Annotated in this window: 6 protein-coding genes; 1 reads left to right on the top strand and 5 read right to left on the bottom strand. The window is 74.7% G+C overall.

The features are described from left to right. Positions 1 to 5: 5 nt before the first annotated feature. Both ACFVYA_RS27695 and ACFVYA_RS27690 read right to left on the bottom strand, forming a co-directional pair. Positions 6 to 1724: a prenyltransferase/squalene oxidase repeat-containing protein gene (locus ACFVYA_RS27695; RefSeq protein WP_387049089.1), complete on the bottom strand. Its 1719-nt coding sequence runs from the start codon at positions 1722 to 1724 to the stop codon at positions 6 to 8. Further along, positions 1721 to 3034, bottom strand: coding sequence for a phenylacetate--CoA ligase family protein (locus ACFVYA_RS27690; protein WP_387049087.1), 1314 nt, complete (start codon positions 3032 to 3034; stop codon positions 1721 to 1723). The genes ACFVYA_RS27695 and ACFVYA_RS27690 overlap by 4 nt, the downstream gene beginning before the upstream one ends. 330 nt (positions 3035 to 3364) lie before the next feature. Here ACFVYA_RS27690 and ACFVYA_RS27685 point away from each other — a divergent pair, with 330 nt between their 5' ends. Next, positions 3365 to 6283 (top strand): helix-turn-helix transcriptional regulator, encoded by a 2919-nt coding sequence (locus tag ACFVYA_RS27685; protein WP_387049085.1) that lies wholly within the window; start codon positions 3365 to 3367, stop codon positions 6281 to 6283. A gap of 59 nt (positions 6284 to 6342) precedes the next feature. Here ACFVYA_RS27685 and ACFVYA_RS27680 read toward each other — a convergent pair whose 3' ends face one another. The 3 genes from ACFVYA_RS27680 to ACFVYA_RS27670 all read right to left on the bottom strand — a co-directional run. Then, positions 6343 to 6522, bottom strand: coding sequence for a hypothetical protein (locus ACFVYA_RS27680; RefSeq protein WP_285991930.1), 180 nt, complete (start codon positions 6520 to 6522; stop codon positions 6343 to 6345). A 32-nt stretch (positions 6523 to 6554) separates the two neighbouring features. Further along, positions 6555 to 9188 carry a type 2 lanthipeptide synthetase LanM family protein gene (locus tag ACFVYA_RS27675; RefSeq protein ID WP_387049083.1) on the bottom strand — a complete coding sequence of 878 codons (2634 nt, stop codon included), beginning with the start codon at positions 9186 to 9188 and terminating at the stop codon, positions 6555 to 6557. A 447-nt stretch (positions 9189 to 9635) separates the two neighbouring features. Continuing rightward, positions 9636 to 9854, bottom strand: a 219-nt coding sequence (locus ACFVYA_RS27670; RefSeq protein ID WP_387049081.1) for an SAM-dependent methyltransferase, incomplete at its 5' end; no start/stop codon positions are given.

Here is a 9854-nt window from a genome sequence, read left to right as displayed (position 1 = left end):
TCCCTTCAGAGGTTGAGCGGCGGCAGCAGGGCCGCGGGATCGGTCAGCCAGGCCCGCAGCAGCGCCCCGAGGCAGTCGGCGAGCGGCCCGGCCGGGGTGCGGGAGAGCGGGCTCCACGAGTAGTGGCCGTCCCCGAGGTCCACCCGGGCCAGGAAGCGGGCGACGCAGTCGCGGTCGGAGTCCCGGCCGAGGCACTGGTCGGCCAGCACCACCTGGTAGGTGCTGGTCAGTTCGGGCAGGCCGCGGGCGGTGCCGGCGTAGCCGCCGATCGACCGGGCGTAGGCGGCCAGGCCCGCGTGCAGATCGGCCGCGGCCGGGCGCGCACCGAGCAGGTGCAGCACCCGGGCGGCCTGCGCGGTCGCGCTCGCGGTGGCCGTGCCGGCCGGGGTCGGCCGGGCCAGGCCGCCGTCGCGGCAGAGCGTCACGAACGCCACCACGCGGGCGGCGTCGAGGATGGTGGCGGGGTGCCCGCCGGTGAGGCGGTCGGCCAGCTCGACCGCGGCGGTGGTCGACACCAGATCCGATCCGCGGCCCAGCCAGTAGCCGAAGCCGCCGTCGGGGTTCTGCAGGTGTTCGATCCAGCGGCACAGCCGGGGCTCGTCCAGCTGCTGCCCGCTCGCCCGCAGCGCCTCGAACGCCCACTGCGTGCAGCGGACTTCCGCGCCCCGGCCCGGCATGTACATCACGCCGTCCTCGAACGGCAGCTGCGCGTCCCGCAGCCAGCGGGCCAGGCCGGGCGCGGGGGCCCCGGCCAGCACCGACGCGAACAGGCCTGCCGCGGTGGCGAGGCTGTCCCCGGCGGCGTCCGGGCTGCGGTAGGTGTACCCGCTGCCCGGCAGCCGGCACCGCGCGATCGCGCCGGCGATCGAATCCGCCTCCGCCCCGGAGATGGCGTGGCCGAGCGCGGTCAGCGCGCCGACCGCCGAGAAGCACGCCCAGACGTCCGAGCGGCCGTAGCCGGGCCAGCGCTCGTAGCCGCCGGCGGGCAGGCGCCGGTCCTGGATCCAGGCGATCACCCCGGCCCGGTCCGCCGGTTCCGCGCCGAGGACCCGCAGGGCGCGGACCGCCCGGAAGGTCGCCCACAGGCAGGCGTCCGAGCCGGGGGCGAAGCGGAAGCCGCCCCCGGGCGTCTGCTGCGCGCGCAGCCACGCCACGAGCCGGCCGGTCTGCCACGGGAACGCGGCGTCCGTCGTGGCCCGCCAGGCGTGGACGCCGTAGTAGCAGGCGCGGGCGTCCGACGGGCTCGAACCGGGCTGCCAGTTCAGGCCGCCGTCCGGGCGCTGCAACGCGGCGAGCCAGCCGGCGAGCCCGGCCGCCTCCGGGACGGCGGAACCGGTGGCTTCGGCGAGCGTCCGGGTCGCGTAGTAGGTGGCCCACACGTCCGGCGGCTGGCCGGCGGTCATCGCGAAGCCGCCCTCGGCGGCGCGCGTGCCGTGCACCCACTCGGCCACGCGGGCGGGCTCGTCGACCGCTTCGCCCAGGTCCAGCAGGGCCTGCGTGCAGTAGTAGGTGGCCCAGCCGTCCGACGCGAGACCGCGCTGCCAGGCATGCCCGCCGTCGGTGTTGCGGCGCGACCGGACGAAGGCGGCGATGCCCTCGCGCCCGGCCGGGCTGCGGCCGAGCCGGCGCAGCGTGCGGACCGCCGCGTAGGTGCACCACAGGTCGGCGTCGCCCTGGCGCAGGCCGCCGTCGGCCAGCGCCGGTTCCGGCACGGTCGCGGTCATCGGGCGCGCACCACGTTCGTGCGCTTCCAGTTCTTCTGGCTGCCACCGGCCTTGCTCACGGGGGGCAGCTGGCTCACCGCGACGACGTCGGTCCAGGTGATGCCCGCGTCGGCGAAGCGGCGGCTGACCTGCTCGGTCAGTTCACCGTCCGGCCCGGTGACGTCGACGTCCTTCTCCACCACCAGCCGGGCCCCGCCGTGGGCGTCGAGCTGGATGAGGTAGCCGGTGAGCCGCGGGTCGTCGTAGACCAGCGCGCCGACGCCGTGTTCGTCGAGCTGCACGCCGCCGACGGTGACCTGCTCGGCGCGGCGGCCGTGCACCCGCAGCAGCGGCAGGCCCAGCCCGCAGCGGCAGAGGTCGGGGAGGATGTCGGCCGCGTCACCGGTCGCGAAGCGCAGGAGGGGGCGGGCGTGGTTGTTGAGCGTCGTGGTGACCAGTTCGCCGGACTCGCCCGGCGCGGCCGGGACCAGCTTGTCCCCCCGCCGCAGCTCGACCAGGTGCCCGGATTCGAGCAGGTGCAGGCCGCCGTCGCCGCAGGTGGCCGCGATCGTGCCGGTCTCGGTGCTGCCGTAGGAGGCGTCGAACACCTTCGCCGACCAGTCCGCGGCCAGCTTCGCCCGCTGGCCGGGCAGGGAAACCTCGCCGAGCAGCATGACCGCCCGGACGCCGGCGGTGACGTCGGCGAGCGCCCCGGTGGTCTTCAGCACGCGCGTCCACTGGGTGAGCACGCCCGGCGCGCCGAACACGACGGTCGGGCGATAGCCGCGGAAGAGCCGGTCCAGCCGGTCGAAGTCGCAGATCCCGGTGGCGAACGGGTAGCAGCGCAGGAACGTGTGCCCCAGGTACTCGGCGACCGCGGCGACGAAGTCGCCGACCGGGGCGACGTCCGAGGGCAGCAGCGCGGCGACGCGGTCCGGCTCACCGGTCAGCACGGTCCGCCACAGGCTGCCCACCCCGATCACGTTCGTGATCGTGTCTTCGGCCGTCCGCGGGGTCGGCGTGGCCCGTCCGGAGGAACCGGAACTTTCGTAATACCCGATCGGCCCCTTGACCTCGGTCGCCAGGAAGCCGGTGGGATCGGCTTTCAGCTCGTCCTTTTCCAGCACGCCGACGTCTTCGAAACGCCGGTCCCGGATCGCGGGATCGGCCGCGTAGCGCGGCACCCGGTCCGCGCGTTCCCACAGCGCGGCCAGCTTCGCCCGCTGGATCCCGCGCACCACCAGCGGGTCGTAAGCGCAGCCTTCCAGCAGCTCCCGCTGGGCGTGCGCGACCTGGAACGCCTGGACCGCGGACAGCCTGTTCAACCACATGGCGAACGATCTCCAGTCGAGTGGGACGACCCGCGGCGACGAAACGCGGGAGCCGGGACGCTCCGGCCCGTCCACCCTCGCCCGCCGGCGGCGGCGCGCGCATGGGTGCAGCGCACCCAAAGAGTCCGCCCGGCCACCACCGGTGGGCCCGGAAATGTTTCCCGCAGTGACGAAACGATTTCGGGCCGTACGCACAATTGCGCCACCCAGGGGAAAGCCGGTATTTCTCCCCGCACGGCGAGCGGTTCATTACGTAGCATTCCCGCGGGGAGCGGACCGGCCGCGCGCGAAACCGTCGATCGCGGGTCCCGTACCGCAGGAGGGGTGGCAATGCTCATCGGACGGCAGGCGGAACTGGCCGGCCTGGCCCGGTACTTCAGCTCGGCGAAGGCGTCCGAGGGAGCGATGGTGGTGCTCGCCGGCGAGCCCGGCATCGGCAAGACGTCGATCGCGGAAGCGGCCGCCGAACACGCGCGGGCGGCGGGCATGGTGACCCTGCGGGGGCGCGCCGGTTCGACCGGTCCGGCGATCCCGTTCCGCCCGTTGGCCGAAGCGCTGCTTTCCCTGGCCCGCACCGAACGCATCCCGGACGACGAGACGCTGACGCCGTACCTGCCCGCGCTGGGCCGGCTGGTGCCGGACTGGGCCCGGCCGGAGCCGCGGGAGACGTCGCTGATCGTGCTGGCCGAGGCGATCCTGCGGCTGACGTCGTGGTTCGGCCGCGACCGCGGCTGCCTGCTGGTGATCGACGACCTGCACTGGGCGGACCGGGAAACCCTGACCGTGCTGGACTACCTGGCGTCCAACCTGCGGGACCAGCCGGTGCTGGTGCTGGCCACCGTGCGCCTCGGCGCGTCCGCGGCCGCCGAGCTGGTGAAGACGCTGGCCCAGCGCGGCGACGCGGTCCACCTGGAACTGGAACGCCTCGACCGCGCCGGGACCACCGAACTGGTGGCCTCGATCCTCGGCTGTTCGCCGGACGAGGTCGGCGAGCCGGTGGCCAAGCACCTCTACGCGCAGAGCCGGGGAAACCCGTTCGCCGCCGCCGAACTCACCCGCTGCGCTTTGTCCACAAAGGATCTCGTCCGCCGTCCTTCGGGCTGGCGGCTGGTCGGCGGGACGCGAAGACAGGTGCCGCTCAGCATCGTCCAGGCGGTCGAGCAACGCGCCCTGCAGCTCGGCCCGGACGGCATGCGGCTGCTCTCGGTGGCCGCGATCATCGGCCGGACCTTCCCGCTCCCGGTGGTGCAGCGCTGCGTCGGGCTCGACGACCGCACGCTGCTCACGCACGTCCGCGCGGCGATCGCCGAACGCCTGCTCACCGGCGGCGACGGCACCCCCGGCTGGTACTCCTTCGAACACCCGCTCACCGAAGAAGCCCTGCTGTCACTGACCACCGCGGCCGACCGCGTCGCGCTGTCGAGCCGCGTGGCGCAGGCGATCGCGGAGCTGTACCCGGGGTTGCCCGGTACCTGGTGCCACCTGGCCGCCGACCTGCACCGGCGTGCCGGCGACCTGCCCGAGGCGGCCCGGCTCTACCTGGAAACCGCCCGCCGCGCCCTGCACGCCGGCGGCCAGGCCACCGCCATCGCCGTGCTCGACGACGCCCTCGGCATGCTGGCCGCCGGCCCCGGCGAACCGGCGTGGCGCGAGCTGCGCTGGGAGCTGCTCGAAACGCTGCTGACCGCCCTGGCCGAGGACGGCCAGTTCGACCGCGCCGCGGAGGTCGCGGCCGAGCTGCGGCTGGGAAATCCGTTGTGGGACACCGGGCACCAGGTCCGCCAGCACGTCCGGATGGCGTGGGCGGCACAGGTCGCGGGCCGCTGGGAAGACGGCGTCCGCCAAGTCGCCGTCGCCCGCTCGCTCCTGCCGCCCGACGCGCCGGAATCCGACACAGCGGTGATCGACGTCGTCGACGCCCACATCACGGCGTGCCGCACCGGAGCGGACGCCGACCACGTCAGCCGCAGCGAAGCGCTGGCCCGGCGGGCGATCCGCGGCGTCGCCCCGGGCGACGACCCCGAGACCGCGTGCAAGGCCTGGTTCGCGATCGGGTTCAGCACCCGCAGCCGCTCGCTGGCCGAGTCCGACGAGGGCTACCGGCGCACGCTCGCACTGGGCACCGAGCACCAGCTGATGACCTGGCGCAACCACGGCCTGATCGGGCTCGGCGGCAACACCTGGCTGGCCGACGGCGAAGGCACCGCCCTCGAATACGCCTACCGCGAAACCCTGCGCTCGGGGTGCATCACCCTGGCCACCAACGTGCACGCCAACCTCGCCTACGCCGCCGTGCTGCGCGCGGACTTCGAGGAGGCGGACCGGATCCTCACCGCGAGCCTGGCCGAGTGCGGGCGGCTGCGGCTGCAGTCGGTGATCCGCTACGCCCTGATGCTCCGGGCGGTCGCGGCCGCCCATCGCGGGCGCCGTCAGGAAATGCGCACCGCACTCCGGGAATTCCGGGCCGCGGGCGGGGAAACGTCGCGTGAAGCGCCGCTGGCGAAAGGCCTCGCCGAGCTCTTCTGCGCGCTGCTGACCGAAGATCGCGAAGGCGCGCGGGCGCTGGCCGCCGAGCTGATGGCCGACTACGGCGGCATGGAAACGTACTTCCACTTCTCCGGCACCTACGGGCTGGTCCCCCTGCTCGGCGCGGTGGACGGCACCGGCGATCCGGCCGAAGTGGAGCAGGCCGCCGCCTCGCAGGTCGGGCAGATGCGCTGGAACCGCCAGTTCCTGGCGTTCGCCCGCGCGGTGCACCACGGCCGGGCCGGGCGCGTGGAAGCGGCGGCGGAGGCGGTGGACGCGGCCGTCGCCGATTCGGCGGTCTTCCCCACCGCCCGCCACCTGGGGCTGCGGCTGGTCGCCGAGAGCGCGCTCGCCGACGGCTGGGGCGAACCGGGTCGCTGGCTGACCGAGGCGGAGAACCACTTCCACGGCAGCATCGACGTCCTCGCCGGGGCCTGCCGGTCCCTGCTGCGCCAGACCGGCCGCCCGGTGCGCTACCACGGCTCGGGCACCGAGCGCATCCCGCCGAAGCTGCGCGGCCTGGGCGTCACCCGGCGCGAGTTCGAGGTACTGCAGCTGATGCCGGAGCGGCTGGGCAACCGCGCGCTGTCGCAGCGGATGCACATCTCCGTGCGCACGGTGGAAAAGCACGTGGCCAGCCTGCTGGCGAAGCTCCAGGCGGCGGACCGGACGACGCTGTGCGAGTACGCCACCACCGTGCTGGCCGACTCCACACCCGGCTGAGCGAGCCGGCGAACGACGACGGCCCGGTCCGCGTGGACCGGGCCGTCGTCCGTGGGCGGTCAGCCGATGCCGACGACCGTGCTCGGGTCCCCGGCCAGGGCGGCGACGGCGAACGCGCCGACGGTCATCCCGGTCAGGACCGCCGAGCGCACCCAGGGCCGCTGCCAGGCGGGCAGCACCTCGGTGCCCTCGGCCTCGACCTCGGCCGGCTCCGCTGCGGGCTGGACGTCCTCGTGCATTTCTGGTGCTCCTTCCGGGTGAACATTTCTCTCTACCGTGGTACAAGAGCAGAATCGGGTTCCGGTGATACACCGGATGGCGTTTCCGGGGCCAGCAGGGAAATCGCCGGAACCCGGCCGGCGAATCCGAGCCGCAGCAGGCCGTGGCCGATCCCGGCGAGACCGTGCAGCAGACCCGGCGTGGGCACCGCGCCCGGGGTGCCGCACGCGAGCGCGCCCCGCGGCAGCCGGACCGGCTCACCGACGAGCCGGGCCGCGTCGAGCACGCCGAGTTCGCCGTGGCACAGCGAATGGTCGGCCGACGGCACCCGCTCCCGCAGCGCCGCCCGGAAGCGGGCGACCACCCGGGAACCCGGATCGGCGCCGGCGAGCACCAGCCCGGCCAGGCCCGTGCACCAGCCGAGGCCGTCCACCCCGTCGCCGCCCGCGGGCGGCACGCGCCCGGCCAGCCGCAGTGCGTGGACGACCCCGGCGCGGCCGAACCGGAATCCCGCCGTGGGCAGCGGTGCGCTGTGTTCGAGCCGGTCGGCCAGTTCCGCCACGAGCGCGGCCGCGTCCGCCCGGCCCGGACCGGCGTGCGTGGCCGCCGACGCGGCGAGCAGGGTGCCTGCGATGCCGTCGCCGACGTCCGCCAGCTCGGTCTCCCGGGCCGCTACTGCGGCCGCCCGCAGGGCCGCGGGGACCAGCTCGGCGAACGCGCGGTCGTCGAGCAGCCCGGCCAGCCGTCCGACGGTGTAGGCGAGGCCGCCGAGCCCGCTGAACGCGCCGGGTCCGACGCCGGCCGCGAGTGCGGGGTGCGCGTCGAGCAGCGCGATCAGGCCCGGCAACGGCCGGACCGCGCGGGCCGCGGCGTCGAGGAACCGGTCGTGCCCGCTGAGCCGGCCCAGCTCGGCGAGGAAGAGGGCCACCCCGCAGTAGCCGTCGCCCAGCGACGCGCCGAGCTGGCGCACGCACCAGCCGCCGTCTTCGGCCGGTTCGAGCGACGGCCAGTTGAGCCGCACGGCGTCGGTGCAGCCGCGGCCGATCAGGTCGTCGCCGACCGAGACGGCCAGGTCGAGCAGCCGCGCCGGGTCGGGGGTTCCGCCGCCGGCCGTGTGGCCGGGCGGCGTCGTGTGCGCGCCGGGCGGCGTCAGCGTGGCGATCGCGGCGCGCGCGAACCACAGCTGGGCGCGCAGGTCCCGCTCCCCCAGCCGGTCGATCCGGCCCCGCGCCGCGGTGAGGCCGTCGGTCTCCAGGACGTCCGGCAGCAGCGTGCCGGTGGTCGTCCGGACGTCGCGGCCGTCGACGTCCGCGACGAAGAACGGGATGTCGCCCTCCGCCAGGTCGGCCCGGGACGCCTCGGCGAAGCGGCCGAGGTACGGGTACGCGGTGACCTCGCCGAGCGCGGCGAAGGCCTGCTGCCGGCCGTCGATCTCGCGCAGGAACGCGGGTTCGGTGGACTCGCGCAGCAGATCGGCGTACCACTCGCTGGCCCGCGGAATGATCCGCAGCCCCGTCCCGGCGAACCGGTCGAGCCCCCGGGCCAGGACGTCGCGGTGCGCGGCGAGCCGCCGGTACCCGGCCCGGAAGCCGTCGACGAGGTCACCGCCGTGGGCCGCCGGATCGACGTCCGGTCCCGGCCGGTGGTGCCCGGCGGTGTACGGCGCGGGCCCCCGGACCAGGCGCATCCGGTCGGTGCCGGCGCCGGCCCAGCCGGGCAGGTCGTACGGGAACCACCCGGGCCGGGCACCGAAGGCGGACAGGTCGAGCCGTCCGTGCGGCCCGAACACCGGGCGCGGCAGGACGAACGTGTTCAGCACCGACGTCTCCACGGCCGTCAGCGCGGGATCGTGCCCGCCGTCGGTGTGCGGCGTCCACCGCGGCTGGAAGAGCGTTTCGACGTCGACGACCACGGGGTGCTCCCCCGCGGCCACGACGTTCTCCGCGTGGATGTCCGTCGCGCCGAGAACGTGCAGCAGGGCCAGCTGAGCCCCGAGGCGGCGGTAGTACCGGCCGACGTCCCCGGCGGGCCGCGCGCTGATGTACTCGACCCAGGCGTACCCGGGCCGCTCCAGCACCTCCGCCCGCCCCGGCGCGAGGGCACCGAGGATCGGGGCGAGGTCGGCGAGCAGCTCGTTCCACCGCGCGTGCAGCCCGGCCGGCCGCGGCCGGTAGATCACGCGGGCCCCCGAGGCGAAGCCGAGCTCGCACACCGTCCGGCCGTGGCCGTGAGCGTCACCCCGGCCGAAGACGACCGACGTGAGCACCCCGGCGTCCCCGCCGGCCAGCCCGGCCAGCGCATCACGGTCGTCGTCCAGCCGGGTGAGCAGCTCGGTCGCGGCACCGACGGCGTTGTGCGTGACGGCCGTCAGCAACGCCTCCAGGCCCGGGTGTTCGGCCAGGACGTCCGCGAGCGACACCCGCGCGACGAAGTCCGCGAACCTCGCGCGGGCGTCTTCACCGGCGAGTCCCTCGCGATCGGCCCGGAGCCGAGCGACGAGCGTCCGGGCGGCGAAGGAGCACAGGCGATCGCCAAGCCAGTCCTCGAAGCCCCGCACGACCACGGCCGGGGCGTCACCGAGCCGCCGGGCCGCGGCCTCGACGAGCGGCCGCACCACAGGCCGGAAGCACCGGGCACCCGCACCGGGCGAGTGCGCGGCGGGCGTTGAGGACCGCACTCGCGACATGGCCGCGAGCATGTCACCCACCGGAGTGCGGCACATGGGTGCGGCCTACCCAGAAAGCGGCCCATTGCGGACACCGGCACCGTTGTCCGGCAGGTCCTGCCCCTGCGTGAACGCAAATTCCCGTGCTGCATAGGGCGTTATACAGTTACCGAGGGATCAATGCCTGGCGGTGATCCGGTTCCCCGATCATCATCACGCCAGGCAACGTTCGTGCTGCTCCCACCGGCCGACGAGCTTGCTCAGGATCGGATGTCCAGGTTTCCGGAACCCCGCAATCACCACCGCGCTGGAAGCGCTGCACGAGACCCATGGCGGGCGTCGATGGTCAAGATCGACTCTCGGGCGCGGGTCAGGCGGCCCAGGCGTCTTCGGTGAGTTCGTCCTGTCCCGCGCCTTCACGCCACGGACCCGATCGGTCCGCGGTGAGCACGGAGGCCGGGTTCCGGGTCAGGGTTTGTGGCCGACTCCGGCCAGCATCACGGACTCGCTGGGGTCCGCGAAGTCGATCACGGGCGTGTCGGGGCCGCTGTCCTCGGGGTGCCAGGACGCCGTCCAGGTGACACCGGGCTCGAGCAGTGCGAAGTCGCCGAACAGCGCACCGAACTCCGCCTTCGACCGCAACACGTGTTTGCTGACGTCGTCGTCGTACATCCGGATGATCGCGTG

The organism is Amycolatopsis sp. NPDC058278, from assembly GCF_042881395.1.
Taxonomy (GTDB): Bacteria; Actinomycetota; Actinomycetes; order Mycobacteriales; family Pseudonocardiaceae; genus Amycolatopsis.
This window is presented reverse-complemented; position numbering and strand designations above follow the sequence as displayed.

Excerpts from the sequence above, each read along its gene's own strand:
- ACFVYA_RS27695 (WP_387049089.1), bottom strand. The coding sequence starts at position 1,724 with ATGACCGCGACCGTGCCGGAACCGGCGCTGGCCGACGGCGGCCTGCGC.
- ACFVYA_RS27690 (WP_387049087.1), bottom strand. The coding sequence starts at position 3,034 with ATGTGGTTGAACAGGCTGTCCGCGGTCCAGGCGTTCCAGGTCGCGCAC.
- ACFVYA_RS27685 (WP_387049085.1), top strand. The coding sequence starts at position 3,365 with ATGCTCATCGGACGGCAGGCGGAACTGGCCGGCCTGGCCCGGTACTTC.
- ACFVYA_RS27680 (WP_285991930.1), bottom strand. The coding sequence starts at position 6,522 with ATGCACGAGGACGTCCAGCCCGCAGCGGAGCCGGCCGAGGTCGAGGCC.
- ACFVYA_RS27675 (WP_387049083.1), bottom strand. The coding sequence starts at position 9,188 with ATGTCGCGAGTGCGGTCCTCAACGCCCGCCGCGCACTCGCCCGGTGCG.